Below are 24,781 nucleotides of genomic sequence, written 5' to 3'. Positions count from 1 at the left end.
TGCAGTCGATTGCCACATCCACCAATGAAGACACAGTAATCGGAAAGATCCGCCTCGCGCTGGATGCCCAGAATCAGCGGTGGCACGAAGGGGTTCGTCAGATGCGGCACCACCAGCGCGATATTGGCGGTGTGTCTGGTAGACACCGCCCGCGCCATGCGGTTGGGTGCATAGCCCAGCCGCTTGGCGACGCTCAGGACATGGCGGGTCGTCTCGGGTTTGATTAGGTCAGGTCGGGTAAAGGCGCGCGACACCGTCGAACGGGCGACGCCCGCCGCATCGGCGACCTGGCTGATGGTGACGTGTCTGGTCTTGCCGTACATTCGCCCCCCCCCAAGGTTCGGACACCATATCAGCCGGAACCGCGCGCCAGCGCAGCCGGCATGGCGATGCCGGTGGGCTGGGTTATCCTATCCGGCCGATCCGTCGGGGGAGGCGCGGTTTGCTGTACAGTCCATTGCGACTTCGCAATCGCCAAGGGGTGGCAGCGAAACAGACAGACACGGGGATGAACCCCCGTCACGTCACAACGAGGTAAAAGCGCCGTTCAGAGATTGTATGCCTTTTTCGCCAGTCCATTCGCCAGCAACGGTGCGATTTCAAATGCTTCCTCTTCACCCAGCCGATGGCTCAGAACGAGTTCTGCAAGGAAGGCTGCATCGCAGCGTCGGGCCACATCATGACGCGCCGGAATCGAGCAGAGCGCCCGAGTATCATCGTTGAACCCCGCAGTATTCCAGAACCCGGCGGTTTCCGTGACCGATTGGCGGAAACGTCGCATTCCTTCGAAACTGTCGTGAAACCACCACGGTGGTCCGATCAGCAGGCAGGGCCAAACCCCGGCCAGCGGCGCCAGTTCGCGGGCATAGGTCGTCTCGTCCAGCGTAAAGAGGATGATCTTCAGGCCCGGCTCCATTCCGACAGCGTTCAGCATGGGGCGCAGCGCTTCGGTGAAACTGACCGGGACAGGAATGTCGAAGCCACGGTCCGTTCCGTATTGGGCGCGCACCGCGTCGCTGTGGCTGCGCGATGATCCGGGGTGGATCTGCATCACCAGACCATCGTCAACCGACATGCGGGCCATTTCGGTCAGCATCTGGGCACGAAACAATTCTGAATCGCCGGGCATGGATTTGCCTGCACGCAGACGGTCGAACAAGGCCCGTGCCTCGGCCTCGGGCAGATCGGCAGTGCGGGGCGAGGGGTGGCCGTGGTCCGTGGCGGTGGCACCCATTTCTTTGAAGAACGCCCGCCGCTGACGATGGGCGGCGAGATACCCCGGCCATGACGCGGTGTCACAGCCCGAAATATTCGCCAGAAGATCAAGGTTGCGCAGGAAGTCGGGGGTATCGGGGTCGACAACCGCGTCGGGACGATAGGTGGGCACGACACGCCCCGACCATCCGTCAGACACGACCTGTTTGTGGTGGCGCAGATCGTCAAGCGGGCTGTCGGTTGTCGCGATCACTTCGATGTTGAAGCGCTGGTACAGCGCGCGGGGCCGGTACTCCGGTTGCGCCAGCTTTTCGGCAATCGTGTCGTAGATTGTATCGGCGGTCTTTTCTGAAAGCCGGTCGGTGACGCCGAAAACCTCCTCCAGCGCATGGTCAACCCAGATCCGCGAAGGGGTTGCCGCGAACAGATAGTAATGCGCGGCAAAGCTGCGCCAGATCTTGCGCGGATCGGGTTCGCCACCTTCTCCGATCCCAAGCGCCTCGAACGGCACACCCTGACTGATCAACATCCGGGTCACATAGTGATCGGGTGTCACGAACAGACTGGAAGGGTCCGAAAACGCCGTGTTCTCGCCCCACCAGCGCGGGTCGGTGTGGCCATGGGGCGAAACGATGGGCGCTGACGCCACACAGTCATAAAGCGCCCGCGCCATTTGACGGGTGGGTGCATCGGTCGGAAAAAGGCGGTCTGGGTGCAGGGTCATGGGATCACATCAACAGATTGGGAAGATACATGACGAACCCGGGGAACAGGATCATCACAACGACGGTGATAAGGACCGCAGCAACGAAAGGCAGCGATTCAATCGTATAATCCTTGTATGAACAGCGCAGGATCCCACAGACCGTGAACATGGACACCCCGACCGGGGGCGTCATGCCGCCAAAGGTCACAAGGGTCATCATGACCAGCCCAAAATGCACCGGGTCAAGCCCTGCCGCCGTGATGACGGGCACAAGGATCGGCGTCAGCAGCATCACCAGAACCGTGGCTTCGACAAGCATGCCAAGCACCAGAAGAAATCCGGAAATCGCAAACAGCAGCACCGTGGGGTCGTTGAAAGCGGTCAGGGCGAATTCTGCAATGCTCTGCGGCACGCGCTCGAATGTGATGACATAGCCGAAGGTGCCCGAGAACAGAATGATCAGCATGATCATCCCGATATCAACAAGGGTCTGACGCATCGCCTCGATCACCTGACGCACCGAAAGCTGGCGATAGATCAGCATTCCGACAATCAGAGTATAGACAATGGCGAATGCCCCGGCCTCGGATGGTGTGAAGTAACCAAAACGGATGCCAAGCAACAACCAGACCGGGAACAGGATCGCCCAAAATCCCTCTTTGAAGGCCAGCCAGACTTCCCTTGCTGTGGGGCGACGATCCATTTCGGGCACATAGTTGCGACGGCGTGCGACGATTGTCGTCGTGGTCATCAACGCCACAGTCAGCATGATGCCCGGCACGATGCCGGCAATGAACAGTTTGCCGATCGAAACTTCGCCAAGATATCCATAGAGGATCAGACCAAGGCTGGGCGGGATCGTCGCAGTGATCAGCCCGCCAATGGCCAAAAGCGCACCGACAAAACCGGGGCTATAGCCTTTTGCGACCATCGGCACGCCAAGAACCCGCGCCTGCATCGCAGCATCGGCCACAGCCGAGCCGGAAACGCCCCCCATCAATGCGCTGAGCAACAATGACGATTGGGCAAGTCCGCCGCGCATCCAGCCTGCCAGAACGGTGGCAAGCGCGATCAGGCGATGGGTGATGCCGGAACCGTTCATCAGGTTGCCAAGCATGATGAACAGCGGAACGGCAAGAAGCGGGAACGACTGGCTGACAGCGACGATTCTCTGCACCGCCGTGGAATCCGGCAGGAAGGTCGATGGCAACAGAAAATAAGCGCTTCCGCCTATTCCGATCGCAAAGGCCACGGGCAGGCCGATCGCGATGAAGAACAGCGTCGCAAATAGGATGGCGCCTGAAATCATAGCAGATCCTCCGCGGAATGCTGGGCGTCAGCCCGGTGCGTTGTGTCGGCGAGGCCATCGGGTTCGAAAAACTGCGCCAGTTTTGTCTCGAACAACCGGCGGATGATCGACATGGCAATCAGCACGGCACAGACCGGGAGAGCCAGCGTGACCAACCCATAGGACAGACCGGACGCACCCAACTCACGCTCCCAGTTGCCAAGGGCCAGATGCCAGCCATGCCAGGCGATGAACGCCAGAAACGGCAAAATAAGAGCAATACCAAACAGCGAAAGCGCCGCACGCGCCTTGGGCGACAACATGTCGGACAGTGCTGAAACGCGAATATGTTCGCCCTGTCGCAGCGCGATATCCGCCCCAAGCATACAGGCCCAGATGAGGAAAAGCTGTGCAAATTGAGGCGCGGAGGCGACGGGCCAGCCCAGGCTGCGCCCAACGGCTGCGATCAGCACCGCCAAGACCACCCCGGCCAGCGCGCAAAGTGCCACGGCTGTCTCTATGGCGTCATAGATCTTGAAAAGCCTCATCGCTTTCTCCTCGGGTTTTGGTGGCCCGGCCCCCGCAAAGGGACCGGGCACATGACATGCGCTGTCAGGACTTAGTTTGCGCCCTTGAGGTAGGGCTGCAGCGCTTCACGCGCTTCCGACAGACCGAGTTCGTCATAGACGCCTTTGGTTGCTTCGCGGAACGGTGCCATATCGACTTCGTTGAACGTGACGCCAGCCGCTTCCATTTCGGCCTGAACCTCGCCCAGTTTTGCCACTGTGCCAGCCGTAGCAGCATCGCCCGCTGCCGCCAGTTCTTCGGTCAGGATCACCTGCAGATCTTCGGGCAGGGTCTTGAACCATGTTTCCGAGGTCACCAGTCCAGTGTAGAGTTGGATATGGTTGGTGAACGCGACGTTGGTGGAAACTTCGTGCAACTTGATGCCGAAAGCGCCGGTCAACTGGGCTTCGGCCCCGTCGATGGCACCCAACTGAAGAGCGGAATACACCTCGGACCATGCCATTGGTGCCGGGGTCGCCCCCATCGCGTCAATCGTCGCAACCCAGCTTGGCGCGTCGATCGTGCGGACACGGACACCGGTCAGGTCTTCCGGCTTTTCGATCAGCTTTTTGCTGAACATCTGCCGAGTGCCTTGGAACCAGTTATAGTTCAGCAGACGCAGGCTGGTGCTGTCCGCCAGATCCTCAACCCACTCGTCATAAACCGGCGAGGCGGTGATTGCGGCATATCCGGTATAGTCGTCCACAAGATAGGGAGCCGACAGGATGCCCAGTTCTTTCTTGAACGGTGCCAGACGGCCTGCATCCACCAGAACCGCAATCGGGGCGCCGTCGCGAATTTGCTCCAGAACGTCATTGTCTTCGCCCAATTGCGAGCTGGGATAGATCGTGATGACAAGACGGCCGTCAGAACGTGCCTCGATCTTTTCTTCGGCACCTTTCATCGCGATCACAAGCGGATCGGTCAGCGGCTGCGACGTGGACAGCGCAAGCTCAAAGTCTGCTGCTGCAACCTGCGTTGCGATAAGGGTTGCAAGCGCGGCAGTCGCGCCTTTCCATACGAGATGTTTCATAGTTTCTCCTCCGGTTTATAGCTGGATCGTTCGTTGTTAAAATTTGGCACCAGCGGGCATTTCGGTGCCTGCGTCTTGCCAAAGATTGGCTGAAATGCCCTCGGTCACGAAAAGGGCAATGTGATAAAGCAGGCGCGACAGTGCGGCGTCCCATACCACCTGCGCGTCGCCATCAAGCTGGTTCACCCAAAGCGGCTGATCTGCTGGGATGAAATACCTGTCGAACACAAGCCGTTCGAGTTGGTGCGCGGCGCGCGCCGCATCAGCATCGCCGGTGTCGCGGTAGATCGCGGCGTATAGTTTTCCTGCTTCGGTCAGCGGCCAAAGCAGATGGGTTGCCTCAACCACAGCGCCTTTGGCATCAAGCGCATCATAGGGCGCGCCAGCCATCGGGCCATTGCCACGGCAGCCAAATTGTTCTGCGAAGACCTGCATCCGGTCGGCCAATGCGACCGGTGCGGGATCACCGCTGAAACCGGCATAGCGGCGCAAAAGCCAGGCCCATTCGTATTGATGGCCCGGCTCACGGCGCTGTCCCGCCTCGGAATCGAGAGGCATAAGATCCGGCCCGACAAATTCACGCACCGCACCAGTTTCAGGATCAATGAAAAAGCGTTGCGCCAGATCCACAAAGATCTTTGCGCGATCCAGCCAGATCGGTGCGCCGGTCATTTCATAGCATTGCAAGACCGCTTCCAGCATATGCATATGCGGGTTTTGCGACCGCACGCCATCCGCGCTCGGGCCGCGGTCGTTCTCCCAGAGCGACCCATCCGGTTCGGTCAGTCGTTTGGCGATAAAATCCCAACAGGCCTCGATTTCGGCAGAACTGACCAATCCGGCATCCGCCCGGCGCAGGGTGGCCAGCGCCAACAGCGCAAAGGACTGGTCATAACTGCGCCGGATACCGCCCTCTGGTCCGACCGAAAACCGAAACCCGCCATCCGCGTCACGCAGTTGTGCAACCATGTGCCGATAAATCCGGTCCGCTGCCTTCAGCAACCCGGGTGTGCCGGTGACCAGATGCAGATGCGCCAAGGTGAAAACGGTGCGGGCCTGCGTCAGTGTGGTTGGCGCTGCATCAGACGCGCCGATGCTTTCACAAACGGCAGAGGGGCCTTCGCCATGGGGCAAGGCAACGTCGAGCCAGGCAGGAATGAACTGCGAAGCAAAGGAATTTGCAGCGTTATTAGAATCCGGTCGTGTCATCGGCTCCCCCTCCCGTATTGGTTGTTTTCAGCCTGGCGCCGCTTGGCCAGCCCGGTCGCGGATCGCGTTCAGGGACCGGATGGTCCGTTTCGCAATCTTGATCCCTTGGCGCGGCGTCATCCAGCTTCCTGCAATATCGCCGCGGCCATCCCCTTGGTCAGGATTACCTGCAGACGCGTTGTGCAGGCGTCTTTGAAAGTGGCGTTGTTGGTGAGGGCAGCGGGAAAGAAATCGGGTAAGGACATCAGCGCGTCGCAAATGGCTTTGGCGTCCTGCTTGTCGGTCTTACCAATGGCCGCGCGGATTTCTACCTCGCGCGGATCGCGAAGGTCATAGGGCGTGCCATCTTCTGCGATGCCAGTGCAATAACACATCCACGCGGCTGTCGCGAAGGCGAAAGGTGCCATGTCCGCATCCGATTCCAACGCCTCGATGGCGGGGGCAAAGATGCGTTGCGGCAGTTTTTGCGTCCCGTCCATCGCGATCTGAAACGTCTGATGCGCAATCGACGGATTTGCGAAACGCGCCAGAAGTTCACCGCGATAGGTGTCCAAGTCGATATCCGGCAGGTGGCCCACTGTCAGTGCGGCGGCTTTCATATGCCGATCCACCAGTCTGACCAGCGCCGCATCCTGCATCGCATCGCGAACATAGACATGACCTGCAAGAAACCCGGCATAGGCAATCAGCGAGTGCGCGCCGTTCAGCATGCGCAGCTTCATCCGCTCGTAGGGCGCGACATCCTTTACAAACAACGCGCCGCCGGCTTCCCAATTCGGGCGGCCCTGCGGGAAATCCTCTTCGATCACCCATTGGGTAAAGGCTTCGCATTCGATCGCCGCGGCATCATCAATCCCGAACTGGTCACGTACGCGGGCGGTGGTTTCTTCCGTCGCGGCAGGGGTGATCCGGTCAACCATGGACGACGGGAACGACACTTCGCGCTCGATCCATTCCGCAAGCGACGGATCGACCCGGCGGGCAAATCCCAACACGCCCGCGGCAAGCAAGGCACCGTTTTCAGGCAGGTTGTCACAGCACAGTATCGCAGGCGCTGCCAGACCGGCGTCGCGCCGCCGCCGCAAACCTTCGGTCAGCAGGCCCAGTACCCCTGACGCATTCCGGGGATCTTTCAGATCGGTGGCGACATCGGCGTGTGCGGGATCAATATCCATCGCAGCGCGATCAAAGCCATAGGCCTTTTCGGTGACTGTCAGGGTCACGACCCGGATTTCAGGCCGCTCGAATGCGCGGCGCACCGCCTCTGTGTCGCGACTTGCGGCAATCGTTTCCGCGATAGAGGCGATGACGCGGGTTCTGTCCGGGCCGTCGCCACGCTCGGTCAGGGTGAAGAGTCCATTCTGTGCCGCAAGCGCATCCACGATCCCGGTCGAGCGCAGGCTGACGCCCAGAATCCGCCAATCACCGCCTTCGGCTGCAAGCGCTGCATCAGTATAAGCCGCCTGATGGGCGCGGTGAAATGCGCCCAAGCCCAGATGAAGGATACCTACGCCATGATCGCCGGGCACATAGCCGGGGGAGAGCGCAGCCGGTAAGTCCCTGGCCGTTTCCTGTGTGAGTTTCGTCAAGCCTCTGCTCCCTCAACATGTTCCAGGGCCGTCATCACGCCGCGCAACTCGGCCAATCCCTTGAGACGGCCAATGGCCGGGTATCCGGGTTGCGCTTTGCGGTTCAGGTCGTCCAGAATATCCTGTCCGTGATCGGGCCGGAACGGGATGGAGCTGTCACTGCGGCCTGCGGCGCGACGCCGTTTCTCTTCTTGCAGAACGGCCTTTACCAAGGCCACCATATCGGTGTCGCCGCCCAGATGCTCGGCCTCATAGAACGAACATGGCGTGGTGTCGGTGTCCCGCGCCACATTGCGCAGATGCAGGAAATGCACCCGGTCACCAAGCCGCTTCATCATTCCCGGCAAATCGTTGTCTGCACGCGCGCCCAACGATCCAGAGCACAGGGTTATCCCGTTCGCTGGCAGATCGACCGCATCCATGGTGGCGCGGTAATCTGCTTCGGTCGACATGACCCGTGGCAGCCCCATAAGGGGGAACGGCGGATCATCCGGGTGACAACACATCCTCAGGCCCAACTTCTCGGCTTCGGGCACGACCTCGGACAGAAAATCCACAAGGTGTTGGCGCAACGTCTCGGGCGACATATTGGCGTATTGCGCCAGATGCACACGCACGTCGGCAAGGCTGAAATTCTCGGCAGCACCCGGCAGTCCAAAGACAACATTTGCGATAAGCTCTTCACGCCGGGCCTCGGACATCTCGGCAAAACGCCTGTTGGCGTCCTCTGTGATGGCATCGGTAAAGCTCTCGGCTGCACCGGGGCGCTTCAGGATGTGAATATCGAAGGCGGCGAAATCACCAAGGTCGAAACGCATCGCGGTGCCACCATGGCCCACACGCCACGCCAGATCGGTCCGCGTCCAATCGAGGACCGGCATGAAGTTATAGCAGATCACTTCGATACCGGCATCCGCCAGATTGCGAAGGCTCGCGCGATAGGCTTCGATATGGGCACGCCACGCGCCTTGCTGCTTCTTGATGTCCTCGGACACCGGCAGGCTCTCGACAACTTCCCAGCGCAGGCCCGATGCACTGCCATCACGCCGCACTGCAATTTGATCCTGACGACGACGGATTTCTTCGGCGGTCCAGATTTCCCCGGTGGGAACGTGATGCAGTGCCGAGACGACACCCTCGACGCCTGCCTGAAGCATATCGTCAATCCCGACCCCATCGTTCGGGCCGAACCAGCGCCAAGCCTGCCGCATCGCGTTCTCCTCTCGTCCGTGATTCCGAATACTGCACATCTTGCTATCGCAGTAATCGGTTGTTGACAAGTATGGTAGTATAAAATCATTTAGATCCTGTCGACGGCGCCGTTGCTTTCGCCGAGACTTGGGCAAACTTTGTATGGTGGAGCACGCATGACATTCGACGCGACCGCGCCGATTGGCGCGCAACTGATAACAATTCTGCGGGATCAGATTGTGGCTGGCGATTTGACCCCCGGAACGCGATTGTCAGAACAGGACATCGCCAATTCCTTCGGCATGTCACGCCAACCCGTGCGGGAAGCGTTCATCAAGCTTGCCGCAGAAAAGCTGTTGGAAATCCGACCGCAGCGCGGCACGTTCATTTGCAAGATCAATCTGGCCGAAGTCGGCGCCTCGCGGTTTGTGCGCGAGGCCGTCGAGGCTGATATCGCCAAACTTGTCGCCGGCAATGTGCGACCCGACATTCTCGCAGATCTCCGGGCGCAGATCAAAGACCAGTACAGGGATATTGCGAAGGGCGGCGCCCAATTCATCAGGCTTGATGAACGGTTTCACCGAAGCCTTGCCGCCGCTGCAGGGCAAGAGGCTGCCTGGGCGCATCTTCAGCCGATTAAAATGCATATGGACAGGGTGCGCCACCTGACCGCTCAGGAACTGCCGCTGGATCGCGTCATACAGCAACACGAAGCGATCGTGGACGCAATCGAGGCAGGCGACGAAGGACGAGCCGAACAAGCAATGCGTCAACACTTGCGGCGCGTCCTGGATGATCTGAAAACCCTGGCGGCGGCCCTGCCTGACTATTTTGAGGTTTCCCCGGCAGTCAACGACGCCCAGTAGACGCTCGCTTTCAGCCAAGCGCGCTTAGCCGCCGATCTCTGTGACAGGCCTGCCCGGTTCGCAGGCCTTCAACGCCTTGCGCTTCAGGCCAGGCAAATGGCGAGACTCGCTGCGTCGCAGACATGGTCAGTGTTGCACCTGAGAAAAGCGGTCCGTAACTCACTAATTTGAAAGGAAATGGTGGGCGACCCAGGAATCGAACCTGGCGTGCGTCTCCGCGAGGGAGTTACAGTCCCCTGCCACACCTTGCGGCCTGTCGCCCACATGTCCCGATTGCCGATTGGCGGGTCAGGACAGCGAGGCGGTGGATAACTGTCAGACATTTCATCGTCAAGCATGAAACGTGTGAAATTGATCTGTCAGGCATTTGGGGCATGTGCCGTGCTGGCGTTGCGGGCGCAATCGCGCTAGTGGGTTTTGTCGGAAACAGGCGGGCAGTCGGGGGCGCGGGATGAAGAAACCGAAATGGGTTGTCGAAAAAGAACAGGACAAGCGCGCGGCTGCGGCCGAGACCGTCTGGCTGTTCGGACTGCATGCGGTGCGCGATGCGCTGATCAATCCACAGCGCGAGCGGCTGCGTCTCGTGGTGACGAAGAACGCGCTTGACCGGATTGCCGATGCCGTTGCCGTTTCAGGCATGACGCCTGAAATTGCGGATCCGCGTAAATTTACGGCACCGCTCGACCCCGGTTCGGTCCATCAGGGCGCGGCGCTTGAGGTTAAGCCGCTGGACTGGGGACGGATCGAGGACCGCTGCATCGCACCCGAAGGACGGCGCGCGATCACAGTGCTGCTGGACCGGGTCACCGACCCGCATAACGTGGGCGCCGTGTTGCGCAGCGCCGAGGTGTTTGGGGCCTGCGCCGTGATCGCGCCCACCCGCCACTCGGCCCCCGAAACCGGCGCACTGGCCAAGACGGCATCGGGCGCGCTGGAGCGGCAACCCTATCTGAGGGTCACCAACCTGGCCGACGCGATGGAGCGTCTGCGTGCCATGGGCTATGTCCTGATCGCCCTTGACGGCACTGGCGACATCACTCTGGCCACGGCGATAACTCAGGCGGCGGGGCGACCCGTGGCGCTGATTCTTGGGGCCGAGGGGCCGGGAATGCGCGAAAAGACACGCGAGACCGCCGACGTGGTCGCGCGGATCGATTCGGCGGGTGAATTCGGGTCGCTGAACGTGTCGAATGCTGCGGCTGTGTCGCTGTTTGCGGCCAGTTCCGGTTGACGCCATCGGGCATGGGCAGGGTGCTGTGAGCACTCCGCCCCAACGGTTCCTGATCACAAATAGCTGATCGGGCTTTTTATCAGGTGGCGATGTGCCCATGTCACAATCAGGACGCGGGTTCGGAACTCCCGATGTCCTTCACTGTCCCTCGTTCCACACTGCGCCCGGAGATTGCTTCGGGCGCTTTTTTGTCCGAAGGTCGGATCATGGAATATTCTGACGAGCTGCTCCGTTCAATTCTGACCCGGGTGAAAACCGTCGCCTGTATCGGCGTGTCGATGAATCCTGTGCGCCCCAGCTTTTATGTTGCGCGCTATCTCTCGCTGAAAGGGTTTCAGGTAACGCCGGTGAACCCGATGCATACCGGTGAAATCCTGTTCGGGCAGACGGTGGTGGCGGATCTTGCCGAAGTTCCGGGCGATATCGACATGGTCGACATCTTTCGACGCCCCGAACATGTGCCGCAGATCGTCGAATCGGCCTTGGCGCTGGATCATGTGCCGCAGGTGATCTGGATGCAGATCGGTGTGACCCACCCCGAAGCAGCGGCTATGGCAGAGGCGCAGGGGGTGACGGTTATTCAAAACCGCTGCCCGAAGATCGAATATCAGCGGTTGTTCGGTGAACTGCGGATGGGCGGTTTCAACACCGGAGTGATTTCGTCGCGCAGGTGACACCATGGCGTGACGTGATCGGGTGACTTGCAACCGCTCAAATCATGGTTTAGTCAAATGATCAGCGCGGGCGTTGTGTAATGGTAAGACCCTTGCCTTCCAAGCAAGAGACGCGGGTTCGATTCCCGCCGCCCGCTCCACTCCTTTCTCAGTACTGGCCTTTCACCGGGTTATTTGAATGCCCGGCTTTTGATCATGCTTTCTCCTTCAGCATGGTCGTCGCGCCGGGGATCCGGGTACCGGCCGCCGACGGACAACAGGCGAAAACCCCAAATTGGATGATCGCAACCTCGCTGAGGAGAGGCGCCCGGGCACCCCGTTTTTCTGTCGGGGCCACGAAATTGGAGCAGGTTGCGACGCCCCGGAAAATCGGTGGACCGCATGTCCCGCCATGCTTGTCTTGCCCCGGGGGGGTGCAGGCGCTAAGCGGGGTGCGCGGAAAACGGGGACAGACAATGGCGATCACCAGCAACGACAAGGACCGTGCGCGGTCAAAAAAGATTGGCGCGCTGGCGTCTCTCTGGCCTTTCGTAAAGCCGTATCGGGTGTTGATGGTCCTTGCCCTCGGCGCTCTGTGTCTGACCGCCGGTGTGTCGCTGATCCTGCCGATTGCCGTGCGCCGGGTGGTCGACGGGTTCGAAACCAGTGCTGTTCGGCTGCTTGACGGATATTTTCTGGCCGCTTTGGCGATTGCCGGTCTGTTGGCCGTGGGGACCGGGCTGCGGTATTATTTTGTCACCCGGCTGGGTGAACGTGTGGTGGCCGATATCCGCAAGGCGGTGTTCGACCGGGTGATCGGCATGTCGCCGGCGTTTTATGAAAAGATCATGACGGGCGAGGTTCTGTCGCGCATTACCACCGATACAACGCTGATCCTGTCGGTCATCGGCTCTTCGGTGTCGATTGCCCTGCGCAATGCGCTTATTCTGATTGGCGGGCTGGTCCTGTTGTTTTTCACCTCGGTCAAACTGTCGGCGATGGTCATGTTGATCGTGCCTGCGGTGATCGTTCCGATCATCGTGCTGGGCCGGCGGTTGCGCGTGCTGAGCCGTGAAAATCAGGACTGGATCGCGGCGTCTTCGGGCAGCGCTAGCGAGACCCTGACCTCGGTTCAGACGGTGCAGGCCTTTACCCACGAAAGCCTGAGTCGCCGGGCCTTTTCCGACGTGACCGAGAAAAGCTTTGACGCCGCAAGAAAACGCATCGCAACCCGTGCGTCGATGACGGTGATCGTGATTGCATTGATCTTTACCGGCATCGTCGGTGTGCTGTGGATCGGTGCGCGGGATGTGCGCGCCGACCTGATGAGCGTCGGAGAATTGGTGCAATTCGTCATCTATGCCGTGATGGTGGCCGGTGGGGTTGCCGCATTGTCAGAGATCTGGGGCGAATTGCAGCGTGCGGCGGGGGCGACAGAACGGCTGGTCGAGCTGTTGAACACGGTGGATACGGTGAACGATCCGGCGGAACCGGTTGCGCCTGCCAGCCCGGTCCGGGGCGCAATCGCCTTCGACAACGTCGTGTTCCGCTATCCCTCCCGGCCCGCAACTGCGGCGCTGGACGGTGTGTCGCTTGATATTGCGCCGGGGGAAACCGTGGCGCTGGTCGGTCCTTCGGGGGCAGGCAAGACGACGGTCATTCAGCTTTTGCTGCGGTTCTATGATCCCGACAGCGGACGGATCACGCTGGATGGCACCGAGCTTTCGACGATGAACCGCCACGCGTTCCGCGCCCATATGGCGTTGGTGCCGCAGGATCCGGTAATTTTTGCAGCCAGCGCGCGGGAAAACATCCGTTTCGGTCGCCCCGATGCCACGGACGCTGAGGTCGAAGACGCCGCCCGCGCCGCCGCCGCCCATGATTTTCTGGCCGCGCTGCCCGAAGGGTATGACACCTATGTGGGCGAACGCGGCGTGATGCTGTCGGGCGGCCAGAAGCAACGGATCGCCATCGCCCGCGCAATCCTGCGCGATGCGCCTGTGCTGTTGCTGGACGAGGCGACATCGTCGCTGGATGCTGAATCCGAACGCGCGGTGCAACAGGCAGTGGACCGGCTGAGCGAGGGGCGCACGACGCTGATCGTCGCGCACCGTCTGGCAACCGTTAAGAAGGCCGATCGCATTCTGGTGTTCGAAGACGGCCGGATCATCGCTCAGGGCACCCATGACGATCTTGTGGCGCAGGACGGGCTGTATGCCCGGCTGGCGCGGATGCAATTTACCGATGGTTTGGCCGCCGAGTAACCTTTCGTCACGCCAAAGGCCGACGCAACGTCGCGCCGCTTGCCCCGCGCTGGATTTCCGATCATCCTGCCCCACACGAGCGTGAGCGAAATCGCGCCGAAGAACGGGAGGAGACGCCGCAATGGGCCAGTTTGCCGGATATGCTGATCGCGCCGCAATCGAGGCTGAATCGACTTGGGAAGAGCGCGATGTTGCGCGCACCATGCACCGGTTCCTGACATCGGTTGCCGAACGGCACGGGGCCCGCCGGGCGATTACCTTTCAATTGCAGTCGGGGCCAACCGACAAGGCGGAAACCCTGACCTGGGCCCAGTATCACCGCCAATGCACACAGGCGGCGAACCTGTTTCGCGATCTCGGAATCGGACCGGACGACGTGGTGGCCTATGTGCTGCCCAACTGCCTTGAGGCGGCGGTGACGCTGCTCGGCGGTACCATTGCGGGCATCGCCAATCCGATCAATCCGCTGCTGGATACAGAACAGATCGCCGCGATCCTGCGCCAAACCGGGGCAAAGGTGCTGGTGACGCTCAAGGCCTTTCCGAAGACCGACGTCGCCCAGAAAACCGCTGCTGCGCTGAAACTGGCGCCGAACGTGAAAACCGTTCTTGAGGTCGACCTGAACCGGTATCTGACCCCGCCGAAAAGCTGGATCGTGCCGTTCATCCGGCCAAGGAACCCGGTCAGCCACAGCGCGCAGGTGCTGGATTTCATGACCGAATTGGCCAAACGGCGCGATACTCTATCCTTCGATGACCCGGAAACCGACCGGGTTGCGGCATTCTTCCACACGGGTGGGACCACCGGCATGCCCAAGGTGGCACAGCACAAGGTTTCGGGGATGGTGTACAACGGCTGGCTGGGGCATCAGCTGCTGTTTACGGAAAAGGACAACGTGATCTGTCCGCTGCCGCTGTTCCATGTCTTTGCTTGCCATGTGATCCTGATGGCGATGATTTCATCGGGGGCGCATGTGGTGTTTCCGACACCACAGGGGTATCGCGGCGAAGGCGTGTTCGACAATTTCTGGAAACTGGTCGAACGCTGGAAGATCAGCTTCGTGATCACCGTTCCAACAGCGATTTCCGCGCTGATGCAACGACCGGTGAACGCCGATGTTTCATCGATCAAACAGGCATTTTCGGGGTCGTCGCCCTTGCCGGTCGAACTGTACAAACGGTTCGAAAAGGCAACCGGAGTGGCGGTCTGTGAGGGCTATGGATTGACCGAGGCGACCTGTCTGGTGTCGATAAATCCGATCGATGGCGTGAAGAAGATCGGCTCGGTCGGTATCCCGTTTCCCTATTGCGAAGTGAAAATCCTGAAAAGGTTGCCGGGTGGCATGCAGGAATGCGAGGTCGATACGGTTGGCGAAATCTGTGTCGCCAGCCCGGGAGTTTTCGCCGGTTCGACCTATACCGAAACGGACAAGAACCACGATCTTTTCCACGATGACATCTATCTGCGCACCGGCGATCTGGGGCGGATCGATTCCGACGGATATATCTGGATCACCGGTCGCGCGAAGGATCTGATCATCCGTGGCGGTCACAATATCGACCCCGCCGAAATCGAAGAGGCGCTGGCCGGGCACGAGGCGGTCGCCTTTGTCGGTGCCATAGGCCAGCCCGACGCCCATTCCGGCGAATTGCCCTGCGCCTATGTCGAGCTGGTGACCGGCTCGGACTGCACGGTGGAAACCCTGATGCAATATGCCCGCGACCACGTCCACGAACGCGCCGCCATGCCGAAATACATCGAAATCGTCGATGAATTGCCGAAAACCGCAGTGGGAAAGGTCTTCAAACCCGATCTGCGCAAACGCGCCATTGCGCGTGTCTATGACGCCGCCCTTACCGAGGCGGGCGTCGCGGCGCGGATTGTCGAAGTGGTCGAGGACAAGAAACGCGGCCTTGTTGCCAAAGTGACGCGCGACAAGGACACCGAGGACGCGAAGGTGGCCGAGGTATTGGGCAACTTTACCAATGGTTGGGACTGGGCGGCATAGGGCGGATTGCCTGCGGCGCGAGTATTTAGGCAAAGAAGAAGCCGGTACATCAACTTCAACTTCTTCTTTGTCGAAATACTCGCGCCGCACTTTCGACTTCATGGGCGATCAGCCGTTGCTTGCGGACAGCCGGTCGCCGTGGCCCGTCAGCGCAACGTCGGGTTTTGCCCGGCGCAAATTTATGACGCTGTTGACGAATGCAACGGCCCGGATCGCGGTTGGGGCCCCCGATCTGTTCGAAAATTCGAACATAACCAAACATTAGGCCGACCGACTGAACCGGGCGCCGCCGTGCCGTCGAGACGAAACGGCGATTTCGCGAAATGCCATGTCGATATTCCGACTGATTGCCCGGCAGACCGTTGACAGGACGTGATCCAGCGCAGCACCGAGCCTGACCAGACGCAAACTCACCACCGTTTCAGGCGATCCCGTGCCGCCAGCGGAGTCACTGTCGATCACGGCCATGGGGCGCATGCCAGTCGGGCGAGGGGTTGATGGGGATGATCCTGTGCGGATTGATGGTGTCGTGGCTGTAGTGATAGTGGCGCACGATGTGGTCGAACTTTACGGTCTCGGCAATTCCCGGCCATTGGTACAATTCGCGCGTATAGGCCCAAAGGTTGGGGAAATCGACGATCCGGTTACGGTTGCATTTGAAATGCAGGTGATAGACCAGATCGAACCGCACCAGCGTCGAGAACAGGCGCCAGTCGGCCTCGGTGATCCTGTCGCCGGTCAGATAGCGGTTTTCGCCCAGCCGTTGTTCCAGCCAATCCAAGGTGTCGAACAGCGCGTGGACCGCCGAGTCATAGGGCTTTTGGGCGGTGGCGAACCCGGCTTTGTAGACGCCGTTGTTCACCGTGTCGTAGATGCGAACGTTCAGCGACTCGATGGTGCCGCGCAGATCTTCGGGCCAGTAATCATCGGTGTTGCCGGTGATGTCGTCGAAGGCCGAGTTGAACATGCGGATGATTTCCGAGCTTTCGTTGCTCACGATGGTGGCGCGCTGTTTGTCCCACAGGATCGGCACCGTGACCCGCCCGGTCATGCCGGGTTTAGCCTTGAGATAGATGTCGCGGGCAAAGGGCAGCCCGAACTGTCGATCGCCGGTTGCGCCGGGGAAATCCGTGTCAAAGGTCCAGCCCTGGTCCAGCATGTCTGGATGCACGACCGACACGTCGATCATCTCGGTCAATCCTTTCAGTGCCAGAAAGAACAGAGCCCGGTTGGCCCATGGGCAGGCGTAGGAGACATAAAGATGGTAACGCCCCGGCTCGGCCCGGAAGCCTTTGTCGCCGGACGGACCCGCGCTGCCGTCGGCGGTGATCCAGTTGCGGAACGATGCGTCCTGCCGCTCAAACTTTCCTCCGGTCGATTTCGTGTCGTACCAGTCATTTGTCCAGACGCCGTCGACCAGCTGTCCCATATCATTCTCCCTGTGCGATGCTGTGACATCTAGTGCGCATCGATGCAGTCGGCCACGCGCATGGTCGCACGGGACCTGCGCATCAGGGCACAGGTCGCGCTTGGTCGGGACTTGCCCATCCGTCATTGCACCGCTTCGGGCCGCCGCCTATACCCGGTGCAGACGATGTCCCGGCGGGTACCGGGCGTCGGCCTATCGGCGCAGGCAGGAACACCCCGGTGCGGCCAGAACCTGCCCGAAGATGTTGCATGCAGCCGCTATTCGATCCGGATGCCACCCGACCAAAGACTGAGAGTGCCATGCGCCCTTACGAAACCGACACTGCCGCGATTCTTGCGAAATCCCTTGCCACTGTCCGGGCCGAGGCGCGGCTGGAGCGGTTTCCGCCGGGGATGGACAATTTGGCGATCCACATGATCCAAGCCTGCGGTATGGTTGAAATCGCCGACAGGCTGGCGTTTTCGCCGGATGCATTTCGGGCGGGCCACGGCGCGCTGTTGGGTGGTGCGCCGGTATTGTGCGATTGCGAAACCGTGGCGGCGGGGATCGTCAGGGCGCAATTGCCGAAGGACAACGACGTGATCTGCACGCTGAACGATCCCGCGACGGCCGGTCTGGCGCGCGAACAGGGAATGACGCCTTCGGCTGCGGCGGTGACCCTGTGGCGGGAGCGGCTGGAGGGGGCGGTGGTGGCGATCGGTACTTCGCCCACAGCGCTGTTCCGCCTGCTTGAGGGGTTGGATGCCGGATGGCCAAAGCCTGCGGTGATCCTCGGGTTTGCGGTGGGGTTCGTTGGCGCGGCCGAAAGCAAGGCAGAACTGGCGAGCAATTCGCGGGGCTGTGAGTTTGTCGCGCTGCGCGGGAGGCGCGGCGGATCACCAATGGCGGCGGCGGCGGTGAATGCGCTGGCCGTCGGTCTGGATACGGCCACGCCGGTGGACCACTCATCGCTTCCTGTCGGTCGCTCTTCGTGGCACAAAAACGGCGGGCAAAAGCGATGAGCGCGCCGTGGCTGCACATCGTCGGCATTGGCGAAGATGGCGTGGGCGGGCTGGCTCCAGCCACCCGGGCCATTCTTGAGGCGGCGGAGATCATCGTCGGCGGCGACCGGCACGCCTGTCTGTCCGATCAGATCACCGCCGAACGTGTCTCCTGGCCATCGCCCTTTGAGGCGCTGATCGACATGCTGAAAGGATATGCCGGGCGGCGGGTGGTCGTGCTGGCTTCTGGCGATCCCTTGTGGTTTTCGATCGGGGCGCGGATCGGGCGAACGATTGCGCCCTCCGAAATCACTTATTATCCGCAGATTTCTGCGTTCCAACTGGCTGCGGCGCGGATGGGATGGTCGATGGCGGATGTTGAAACGCTGACTGTGCATGGCCGCCCGGTGGAGCAGATGATTGCGTTCATTCAGCCCGACCAGCGGTTGCTGATCCTGACCACGGGTGTTGAAACCCCGGCGCGGATCGCCCGGTTTCTGACAGATCGCGGTTTCGGACGCAGCCCGATGACCGTGCTGTCCGCCATGGGGGGCGATCAGGAACAACGGTTCGACGGGACGGCGGGAACATGGGCGCATGAGGTGCCGGCCTTTACCACCTTGGCGGTCGATTGTGTTGCCGCACCCGATGCGGCGCTTTTGCCGCGGGTGCCGGGGCTGTCCGATGATCTGTTCCAGCACGACGGCACGATGACCCGGCAAGAAGTGCGCGCCGCTACGTTGGCCAAGCTGATGCCGATGCGCGGTGCGCTGTTGTGGGACATCGGAACCGGCAGCGGATCGGTTGCGGTGGAATGGATGCGCGCCGCACGCTATGCGCGCGCCATCGGGATCGAGCCCCGGGCCGACCGCCGTGCCATGGCCGCCGCGAATGCGCTGGCTCTGGGTGCGCCGCGTCTGGATCTGATCGAGGGCGAGGCACCCGCCGCCCTGACCGGATTGCCCGCACCCGACGCGATCTTTATCGGCGGCGGGTTGTCGCGTGAGGTATTCGAGGCGGCTTACGCTGCGCTGAAACCGTTGGGGCGACTGGTGGCCAATGCCGTGACGTTGGAGTCGGAGGCGGAATTGTTTGCGCTGCACCACGCCCATGGCGGGACTCTTGTGCGGTTGCAGGTGTGCCGGGCGGAAACCGAAGGCGAATTGCGCGGGTGGCGTCCCTCTGTTCCGGTGACCCAGTGGAGCCTGATCAAGCGTTGATGCATGGGCTGCGGTGTTGCGGGACAGCCCGTCTCGCAGGTCCGCCCACCCGCCCTGTCCCCCCTCGCCGGGCTGTGCGCTGCCGCGCCTGTGGTGTCTGGCCGCATACACCGCCCTAGATTTCTGACCCCGGGCAGCGAGGCGGTTTTCGGCCCACGGGTCGGTCACGCCGAGGCAAGAACGGGACTTGCCATGGCTCAAGCCGGTATCTGCTCGACCGGTTTTGGTCTCTGCTGGGGTGCGGCAACAGGCTCTCAATAATTAACGGAACAGATTGCGTTTTGACGCGGCAGAAAAGGGGACGATTATGGCTGGACCGTGCCGTGTATGTGATGTGCGGCTCAGGAATGTGGCAGGAGTGATCTTTATCCCGACGGCCGGTGGCGGACCGAGGGTTGCATGCGGCGCTAAAATCGCCTTCCCTGCGGAAAGCCGGGAGGGACGCGCGATGCCATTGCAAAAGAACCGCGAAGTGTTGATCGCCTGCATCGTCACCGGTGCGGGCATGTTCGAGAACTGCAGCCCGCAAGTGCTGCAATGACGGTGATCCTGATTTACGGCGACAGCAATTCCCATGGCACCCCGCCCATGGGGGAGCGCGGCGCATGGCAGCGGATGCCACCGCAGCAGCGCTGGCCGGGCGTGATGTCGCGTGCTTTGGGCGATGGATTCGAGGTGATCACCGAGGCCCTGCCCGGGCGGACCACGGTGCATGACGACCCGATCGAGGGCGCATGGCGCAACGGGCTGACGGTGCTTCCCGCCGTCCTGCACAGCCACGCGCCGTTGGACATCGTGATCATCATGCTGGGCACCAATGATCTGAAATTGCGATTCAACGTTCCTGCCATCGATATCGCGCTGAGCGTCGGAAAGCTGGTGGAAGCGGTGCGCGCGACCGGAACGGCCAAGGACGTGATGGTGATCTGTCCTCCGGCAGTGCGCGAGGTCGGATGCCTTGGGGGGATGTTCGAGGGTGCGGAAGCGCGCGGCGCGGGGATGTTCGTGCACATGATGCAGGAGACTGCGCGACTTGACGCCGGTTTCATCGATGCCGGCGCCCATGTGGCGGTTGATCCGCTGGACGGCGTGCATCTTTCGGTGCAATCCCATGCGGTGTTGGGCCGGGTGATGGCGGATGCCCTGCGCGAACGGATCAGGAAAAGGGGCAAAGAATGATGCGACTGGCGCTGGTACTGATGATCGGGCTGGGGTCGTGTCAGGGCGATTCTGCGCCGCCTGACACGGGGCTGAAAGGCTATGACCCCCGCGCGATCGAGCGGGAACAGGCGGCCTGTACGGCCCGCGGCGGGCGGTGGGGGCAGGGCGGCATCGGCGGGCGCTTTGCCTGCTACACCGACACGCGCGATGGCGGCAGGATTTGCCGGGCCGCGGGCGATTGCGAAGGTCTGTGTCTGGCTCGGTCGCAATCCTGTGCGCCGGTTACGCCCTTGTTTGGCTGTAACGAAGTACTGACCCAAAGCGGACAGGCGGCGACAATATGCATCGATTGATCGTGATGTTTGTACTTTTGGCTGGATGCGCGGCCAATCCGCCTGCGCCGGGGCCATCCGCCAGTTACCGTGATGCCAATGCGCCGTTTTCATCCATCGCCCTGTTCGAGCCGGAGCGGTTCGCCGGGCGCTGGTATGAAATCGCGCGTTATCCTGTTCCGTTCCAGAACGGGTGCGGTGCCACCGTGGCGCAATACACGTCGCGCACCGATGGCACGTTTGCGGTGGTGAACACCTGTCGCGAGGGCGGCGCGGACAGCCCGGTCAGACAGATCGAAGGCTCGGCACGGATGATCGGGCCCGGGCGGCTTGACGTGCAGTTCGACTCTGCGCCGTCCCTGTCATCGCCTTACTGGGTGCTGTGGGTCGACGAAGGATATCGCACGGCAGTGATTGGCGTGCCGTCGGGCCGGGCGGGGTGGATCCTGAACCGCGACCCGGTGATCCCGCCCGACAGGCTGGCGGCGGCGCGGGAGATCCTTGATTTCAATGGCTATGACCTGACGCGGCTTGAGATGGTGCACAAACAGTGAGCCGGGTCGCGGCGATCATCGGCAGCGGGGTGATCGGCGGCGGCTGGACGGCGCGATTTCTGCTGATGGGGTGGGATGTGCGGGTGTTCGACCCGGACCCGGAGGCCGAGCGCAAGCTGGCCGAGGTTCTGACCAATGCCCGCGCCGCGCTGCCCGGTCTGATTGACGTGGCGATGCCGCCCGAGGGACGGCTGAGCTTTCACACCTGCCTTGGTGATGCAGTGTCGGGTGCCGATTGGGTGCAGGAGAGCGTGCCCGAACATTTGGACCTGAAGCACCGGGTCTTTGTGGCGATACAGGCAGATTGCAGGCCCGATGCGGTTATCGGCTCGTCGACTGCTGGGTTCGGCCTGTCGCAGTTGAGCCAGGGGGCGCTGCGCCCCGGACAGATCATTGTCGTGCATCCGTGCAACCCGGTGTACCTGCTGCCACTTGTCGAGGTGGCGGGCACCGAAGGGCCGCTCCTCGATCGGGCTTGTGCGCTTCTCTCCTCGCTGGGGATGTATCCGTTGCGGCTGCGCGCCGAAACCGATGGGCGTATCGCCGACCGTCTGCTGCAATCCGTCTGGCGCGAAGCGTTGCGGATGATCCGCGACGGGGTGGCAACGACGTCCGAGATTGATGACGCGATCCGCATGGGGTTCGGCCTGCGCTGGGCACAGATGGGGCTGTTCGAATCCTGTCGCATTGCCGGGGGCGACGCCGGAACGCGGCTTTGCACAGAACAATCTGGCCGCAGCCTGTCACAGCCGTCGGGCGGTCCGAACGATGCACCCGGTCCGGCGGACGGCCTGACCAATACGGTTGCCGAACAGTCGGGTGCGCTATCGGGCCTGCATTCGATCCGCGAGCTTCAGCGGATTCGAGACACGAACCTTGTCACCATCCTGCGCGGGTTGAAGGCGCAGAACTGGGGCGCGGGCGCGGTCCTGCGACGCCACGAACAGGCACTGGCGGCTGTCGTTGCGAAACCCGAGGCACCGATGATCACCTCAGACCGGGCGGTGCCGCTGGACTGGACCGATTACAACGGACACATGAACGAGGCGCGGTACCTTCAGGCCTTTGGCGATGCCACGGACCGTTTCATGGAGATTGCCGGTTGCGATGCCGCTTATATCGCCGCCGGCCACAGCTTTTTTACCGCAGAAACCCATATCCGCCATGTGGACGAGGTGAAGGCAGCTGCGCGCATTCGGATCGAGACCCTGTGTCTGAGGGGTGAGGGGGCCAAGATGCATCTGTTTCATCAGATGTTCGAAGCTGACCGGCTGTTGGCGACGGCCGAGCATTTCCTGCTGCACGTGTCGTTGGAGACCCGCCGTGTCGTCCGGCCCCGACCACCTGTGGCAGACCGGATTGCGGCACTTGCTGCAGCCCACGCAGCCCTGCCGCGTCCCGAGGGGATCGGCCGTGCGGTGGGCCGACGGTGATCCGGGTGCAACAGGTTCCGGGGGATAGAGTGCCTTTGAGACGGGACTATCTGCGCGAACAGGACGGGTATAACTGAATATCTCTGCGTGCCGGACTGGCGGTGCGGCACGCTCCGTGGCAAGGGATCGGAATGGACCCCTGGATACCCATCACCCTCGCCGCCGCCTTTGCGCAGACCCTGCGCTTCATGGCGCAAAAGCACCTTAAATCCACGGCGCTTTCCACCGCCGGGGCGACCTTTGCGCGGTTTCTGTTTTCAGCACCTTTGGTGGCGGTGCTGATCGTTGGCTATGCGCAGATCTCGGGGCAGGCTCTGCCCGGGACGAACCCGCGGTTCTGGCTGTTCTCGATGGTGGGTGGTGCGGCACAGATCATGGCGACCATGTGCATCGTTGCCCTGTTCGCGCATCGCAATTTTGCGGTCGGCATCACCTTCAAAAAAACCGAGGTGGTGCAGACTGCGCTGCTTTCGACCGTGGTTCTGGGGGAATCCGTATCGCCGCGCGGAGCGCTGGCCATTGGACTCGGGTTTCTGGGGGTGCTGCTGTTGGCAGACATGCCGGGCGGGCAGGGGTCGTGGCGGCGGCGATTTTTCAACCGTGCCGCCGGGCTGGGGCTTTTGTCGGGCGTATTCTTTGCATTTTCCGCTGTAGGATATCGCGGAGCATCGCTGGCGCTGGACAGTGGCGATGTAATCCTGCGGGCAGGCAGCACTCTGGCAATTGTCACAGCCTGTCAGTGTCTGGTGATGGCGGTGGGGCTGCGGTGGCGCGAACCCGGGCAGATCGGCGCGGTGATCGGTGCCTGGCGGATCGCCGGTGTTGTCGGCGTCACTTCGATGATCGGGTCGTTTTGCTGGTTTACGGCATTCACGTTGCAGAACGCCGCCTATGTCAACGCTTTGGGACAGGTGGAACTGCTGTTCTCGCTGGCAGCTTCGGTTCTGGTGTTCCGGGAGAAGATATCGCGGCGCGAATGGCTGGGGATGGGACTGTTGTCGGTGTCGATTATTGTGCTGGTCCTGGCGCTGTAAAGCGTGAAGACGGTGACTTGAATTTACCGAAATCGGAGTGCGCCCGGTTTCGGGACGGGCCTTGTATTATTGCAAAGTTATCTTGACTTGGGGGGGCGACGGCGCCTCCGGCGGGAGTATAGTCAAGTGGAGAGGTGGCTATTTATCAGTGCCATAGTAGTGGTGGAAGCTAGGTGTCACATCCCGGTAGGTAGTAAGGCTGTTTCTTGACCAGGTTGATCTTGCCACGGTTTAGTTCCGGTCTCTTTCGAGCAATGTTTGCTATGAAGGAGACAAGAAAACATGGTCTCGCGCCGACTTTGAATGGGGCGCGGAGAACAACCAATACATCTGTCCTGAAGGCGAGGCACTCAAGCAATTCCGCCGCAACTACTCGGACCCGAACCGTGGCCCGACCGGCAAGGGTGTCGCAAAGTATCAGGCGCTGAAGCTGACCTGCCAGGCATGCCATCCAAGTTGAAATGCTGCCCGAGTGCTGACGCGCGCAAGATCACCCACGAAGATCACGAAGACGCCCGTCAGGTTGCACGCGACATCCACTGCCCGGCAGTGCATGTTTACATGCACGAGAGGGGCCAAAACCAAGCAATATGAAATCTCAATGAAACTGCGCAAGAAGGTCGAGATGCTGTTCGCCCACCTCAAGCGCATGCTGGGGTTGGGAAGACTCCGATTGCGCGGCCCAAATGGCGCAAATGACGAATCTCTACTCGCTGCCACCGCCCAAAACCTCCGCAAACTCGCCAAGATCCTTCCTGCACCGCAGCAAATGCAAAACGCATGACAGGAAAGGCGCTTGCCTCCAATCAACGGGCCAA

The 24,781-nt window shown here is 61.3% G+C and carries 21 protein-coding genes, 2 tRNA genes and 2 pseudogenes; 15 read left to right on the top strand and 10 right to left on the bottom strand.

Annotated elements, in window-relative coordinates; genetic code table 11:
* Positions 1 to 173: 173 nt before the first annotated feature.
* The 8 genes and pseudogenes from FQ320_RS26940 to uxuA form a co-directional block, all read right to left on the bottom strand.
* A pseudogene (locus FQ320_RS26940) lies at positions 174 to 323 on the bottom strand (LacI family DNA-binding transcriptional regulator); the annotation flags it as partial.
* A gap of 224 nt (positions 324 to 547) precedes the next feature.
* Entirely contained in the window at positions 548 to 1,939 is a 1,392-nt protein-coding gene (uxaC, locus tag FQ320_RS21775; RefSeq protein ID WP_148475408.1) for a glucuronate isomerase, read from the bottom strand.
* A 4-nt stretch (positions 1,940 to 1,943) separates the two neighbouring features.
* Positions 1,944 to 3,230 carry a TRAP transporter large permease gene (locus FQ320_RS21770; RefSeq protein WP_148475407.1) on the bottom strand — a complete coding sequence of 429 codons (1,287 nt, stop codon included), beginning with the start codon at positions 3,228 to 3,230 and terminating at the stop codon, positions 1,944 to 1,946.
* A complete protein-coding gene (locus FQ320_RS21765) occupies positions 3,227 to 3,757 on the bottom strand; it encodes a TRAP transporter small permease (protein ID WP_148475406.1) in 531 nt (176 codons plus the stop codon). The genes FQ320_RS21770 and FQ320_RS21765 overlap by 4 nt, the downstream gene beginning before the upstream one ends.
* A gap of 71 nt (positions 3,758 to 3,828) precedes the next feature.
* The gene (locus tag FQ320_RS21760) at positions 3,829 to 4,809 is read right to left on the bottom strand and encodes a C4-dicarboxylate TRAP transporter substrate-binding protein (RefSeq protein ID WP_148475405.1); all 981 of its coding nucleotides are present in this window, start codon (positions 4,807 to 4,809) and stop codon (positions 3,829 to 3,831) included.
* 36 nt (positions 4,810 to 4,845) lie between these two features.
* Positions 4,846 to 6,018, bottom strand: a complete 1,173-nt coding sequence (locus FQ320_RS21755; protein ID WP_148475404.1) for an AGE family epimerase/isomerase — start codon at positions 6,016 to 6,018, stop codon at positions 4,846 to 4,848.
* A 116-nt stretch (positions 6,019 to 6,134) separates the two neighbouring features.
* Positions 6,135 to 7,607, bottom strand: a complete 1,473-nt coding sequence (locus FQ320_RS21750) for a mannitol dehydrogenase family protein (RefSeq protein ID WP_148475403.1) — start codon at positions 7,605 to 7,607, stop codon at positions 6,135 to 6,137.
* Positions 7,604 to 8,818 (bottom strand): mannonate dehydratase, encoded by a 1,215-nt coding sequence (gene uxuA / locus FQ320_RS21745; protein ID WP_148475402.1) that lies wholly within the window; start codon positions 8,816 to 8,818, stop codon positions 7,604 to 7,606. Before uxuA ends, FQ320_RS21750 begins: the two co-directional genes overlap by 4 nt.
* Positions 8,819 to 8,974: 156 nt before the next feature.
* Here uxuA and FQ320_RS21740 point away from each other — a divergent pair, with 156 nt between their 5' ends.
* A complete protein-coding gene (locus tag FQ320_RS21740) occupies positions 8,975 to 9,664 on the top strand; it encodes a GntR family transcriptional regulator (protein WP_148475401.1) in 690 nt (229 codons plus the stop codon).
* A 178-nt stretch (positions 9,665 to 9,842) separates the two neighbouring features.
* On the opposite strand, the gene FQ320_RS21735 is transcribed toward FQ320_RS21740, so the two are convergent.
* A tRNA-Tyr gene (locus FQ320_RS21735) sits at positions 9,843 to 9,926 on the bottom strand.
* A gap of 189 nt (positions 9,927 to 10,115) precedes the next feature.
* On the opposite strand from FQ320_RS21735, the gene rlmB reads away from it, so the two are divergent.
* The 5 genes from rlmB to FQ320_RS21710 all read left to right on the top strand — a co-directional run bounded on the left by rlmB (position 10,116) and on the right by FQ320_RS21710 (position 15,820).
* The gene (gene rlmB, locus FQ320_RS21730) at positions 10,116 to 10,895 is read left to right on the top strand and encodes a 23S rRNA (guanosine(2251)-2'-O)-methyltransferase RlmB (protein WP_148475400.1); all 780 of its coding nucleotides are present in this window, start codon (positions 10,116 to 10,118) and stop codon (positions 10,893 to 10,895) included.
* Positions 10,896 to 11,101: 206 nt separating this feature from the next.
* Entirely contained in the window at positions 11,102 to 11,569 is a 468-nt protein-coding gene (locus FQ320_RS21725) for a CoA-binding protein (protein WP_148475436.1), read from the top strand.
* Positions 11,570 to 11,635: 66 nt separating this feature from the next.
* A tRNA-Gly gene (locus tag FQ320_RS21720) sits at positions 11,636 to 11,709 on the top strand.
* Positions 11,710 to 12,024: 315 nt separating this feature from the next.
* The gene (locus FQ320_RS21715) at positions 12,025 to 13,812 is read left to right on the top strand and encodes an ABC transporter transmembrane domain-containing protein (RefSeq protein WP_148475399.1); all 1,788 of its coding nucleotides are present in this window, start codon (positions 12,025 to 12,027) and stop codon (positions 13,810 to 13,812) included.
* Positions 13,813 to 13,933: 121 nt separating this feature from the next.
* A complete protein-coding gene (locus tag FQ320_RS21710) occupies positions 13,934 to 15,820 on the top strand; it encodes an acyl-CoA synthetase (protein ID WP_148475398.1) in 1,887 nt (628 codons plus the stop codon).
* Between the two features lie 448 nt (positions 15,821 to 16,268).
* Here the strand turns inward: FQ320_RS21710 and FQ320_RS21705 are convergent, their stop codons facing one another.
* Positions 16,269 to 17,249 (bottom strand): glutathione S-transferase family protein, encoded by a 981-nt coding sequence (locus FQ320_RS21705; RefSeq protein WP_148475397.1) that lies wholly within the window; start codon positions 17,247 to 17,249, stop codon positions 16,269 to 16,271.
* 299 nt (positions 17,250 to 17,548) lie between these two features.
* Here FQ320_RS21705 and FQ320_RS21700 point away from each other — a divergent pair, with 299 nt between their 5' ends.
* From FQ320_RS21700 to FQ320_RS25845, 9 genes and pseudogenes are all read left to right on the top strand, one after another.
* A complete protein-coding gene (locus FQ320_RS21700; RefSeq protein WP_148475435.1) occupies positions 17,549 to 18,250 on the top strand; it encodes a precorrin-8X methylmutase in 702 nt (233 codons plus the stop codon).
* Positions 18,247 to 19,449, top strand: a complete 1,203-nt coding sequence (cbiE, locus tag FQ320_RS21695) for a precorrin-6y C5,15-methyltransferase (decarboxylating) subunit CbiE (protein ID WP_148475396.1) — start codon at positions 18,247 to 18,249, stop codon at positions 19,447 to 19,449. Before FQ320_RS21700 ends, cbiE begins: the two co-directional genes overlap by 4 nt.
* Before the next feature lie 358 nt (positions 19,450 to 19,807).
* On the top strand, positions 19,808 to 19,990 hold the full coding sequence (locus FQ320_RS21690; protein ID WP_148475395.1) for a hypothetical protein: 183 nt from the start codon (positions 19,808 to 19,810) through the stop codon (positions 19,988 to 19,990).
* Positions 19,987 to 20,628: an SGNH/GDSL hydrolase family protein gene (locus FQ320_RS21685; RefSeq protein ID WP_148475394.1), complete on the top strand. Its 642-nt coding sequence runs from the start codon at positions 19,987 to 19,989 to the stop codon at positions 20,626 to 20,628. Before FQ320_RS21690 ends, FQ320_RS21685 begins: the two co-directional genes overlap by 4 nt.
* A complete protein-coding gene (locus FQ320_RS21680) occupies positions 20,625 to 20,963 on the top strand; it encodes a hypothetical protein (RefSeq protein WP_148475393.1) in 339 nt (112 codons plus the stop codon). Before FQ320_RS21685 ends, FQ320_RS21680 begins: the two co-directional genes overlap by 4 nt.
* Positions 20,951 to 21,496 (top strand): lipocalin family protein, encoded by a 546-nt coding sequence (locus tag FQ320_RS21675; protein WP_148475392.1) that lies wholly within the window; start codon positions 20,951 to 20,953, stop codon positions 21,494 to 21,496. The genes FQ320_RS21680 and FQ320_RS21675 overlap by 13 nt, the downstream gene beginning before the upstream one ends.
* Positions 21,493 to 22,929 carry a carnitine 3-dehydrogenase gene (locus FQ320_RS21670; RefSeq protein ID WP_148475391.1) on the top strand — a complete coding sequence of 479 codons (1,437 nt, stop codon included), beginning with the start codon at positions 21,493 to 21,495 and terminating at the stop codon, positions 22,927 to 22,929. Before FQ320_RS21675 ends, FQ320_RS21670 begins: the two co-directional genes overlap by 4 nt.
* 131 nt (positions 22,930 to 23,060) lie before the next feature.
* Positions 23,061 to 23,963 carry a DMT family transporter gene (locus tag FQ320_RS21665; protein ID WP_148475390.1) on the top strand — a complete coding sequence of 301 codons (903 nt, stop codon included), beginning with the start codon at positions 23,061 to 23,063 and terminating at the stop codon, positions 23,961 to 23,963.
* 280 nt (positions 23,964 to 24,243) lie between these two features.
* Positions 24,244 to 24,747, top strand: a pseudogene (locus FQ320_RS25845) (transposase); the annotation flags it as partial.
* Positions 24,748 to 24,781 lie beyond the last annotated feature (34 nt).

It is taken from the genome of Oceaniovalibus sp. ACAM 378, assembly GCF_008085915.1.
Lineage (GTDB): Bacteria > Pseudomonadota > Alphaproteobacteria > Rhodobacterales > Rhodobacteraceae > Oceaniglobus.
The sequence above is the reverse complement of the archived record's forward strand: the minus strand, read 5'-3'. Positions and strand labels throughout refer to the sequence as shown.

What these genes read in the sequence shown, in the direction of transcription:
- FQ320_RS21740 (WP_148475401.1), top strand. Translation starts at nt 8,975, where the DNA reads ATGACATTCGACGCGACCGCGCCGATTGGCGCGCAACTGATAACAATT.
- FQ320_RS21710 (WP_148475398.1), top strand. Translation starts at nt 13,934, where the DNA reads ATGGGCCAGTTTGCCGGATATGCTGATCGCGCCGCAATCGAGGCTGAA.
- FQ320_RS21665 (WP_148475390.1), top strand. Translation starts at nt 23,061, where the DNA reads ATGGACCCCTGGATACCCATCACCCTCGCCGCCGCCTTTGCGCAGACC.
- FQ320_RS21685 (WP_148475394.1), top strand. Translation starts at nt 19,987, where the DNA reads ATGACGGTGATCCTGATTTACGGCGACAGCAATTCCCATGGCACCCCG.
- FQ320_RS21680 (WP_148475393.1), top strand. Translation starts at nt 20,625, where the DNA reads ATGATGCGACTGGCGCTGGTACTGATGATCGGGCTGGGGTCGTGTCAG.
- FQ320_RS21725 (WP_148475436.1), top strand. Translation starts at nt 11,102, where the DNA reads ATGGAATATTCTGACGAGCTGCTCCGTTCAATTCTGACCCGGGTGAAA.
- FQ320_RS21675 (WP_148475392.1), top strand. Translation starts at nt 20,951, where the DNA reads ATGCATCGATTGATCGTGATGTTTGTACTTTTGGCTGGATGCGCGGCC.
- FQ320_RS21760 (WP_148475405.1), bottom strand. Translation starts at nt 4,809, where the DNA reads ATGAAACATCTCGTATGGAAAGGCGCGACTGCCGCGCTTGCAACCCTT.
- cbiE (WP_148475396.1), top strand. Translation starts at nt 18,247, where the DNA reads ATGAGCGCGCCGTGGCTGCACATCGTCGGCATTGGCGAAGATGGCGTG.
- FQ320_RS21700 (WP_148475435.1), top strand. Translation starts at nt 17,549, where the DNA reads ATGCGCCCTTACGAAACCGACACTGCCGCGATTCTTGCGAAATCCCTT.
- rlmB (WP_148475400.1), top strand. Translation starts at nt 10,116, where the DNA reads ATGAAGAAACCGAAATGGGTTGTCGAAAAAGAACAGGACAAGCGCGCG.
- FQ320_RS21755 (WP_148475404.1), bottom strand. Translation starts at nt 6,018, where the DNA reads ATGACACGACCGGATTCTAATAACGCTGCAAATTCCTTTGCTTCGCAG.
- FQ320_RS21715 (WP_148475399.1), top strand. Translation starts at nt 12,025, where the DNA reads ATGGCGATCACCAGCAACGACAAGGACCGTGCGCGGTCAAAAAAGATT.
- FQ320_RS21765 (WP_148475406.1), bottom strand. Translation starts at nt 3,757, where the DNA reads ATGAGGCTTTTCAAGATCTATGACGCCATAGAGACAGCCGTGGCACTT.
- FQ320_RS21770 (WP_148475407.1), bottom strand. Translation starts at nt 3,230, where the DNA reads ATGATTTCAGGCGCCATCCTATTTGCGACGCTGTTCTTCATCGCGATC.
- uxaC (WP_148475408.1), bottom strand. Translation starts at nt 1,939, where the DNA reads ATGACCCTGCACCCAGACCGCCTTTTTCCGACCGATGCACCCACCCGT.
- uxuA (WP_148475402.1), bottom strand. Translation starts at nt 8,818, where the DNA reads ATGCGGCAGGCTTGGCGCTGGTTCGGCCCGAACGATGGGGTCGGGATT.
- FQ320_RS21705 (WP_148475397.1), bottom strand. Translation starts at nt 17,249, where the DNA reads ATGGGACAGCTGGTCGACGGCGTCTGGACAAATGACTGGTACGACACG.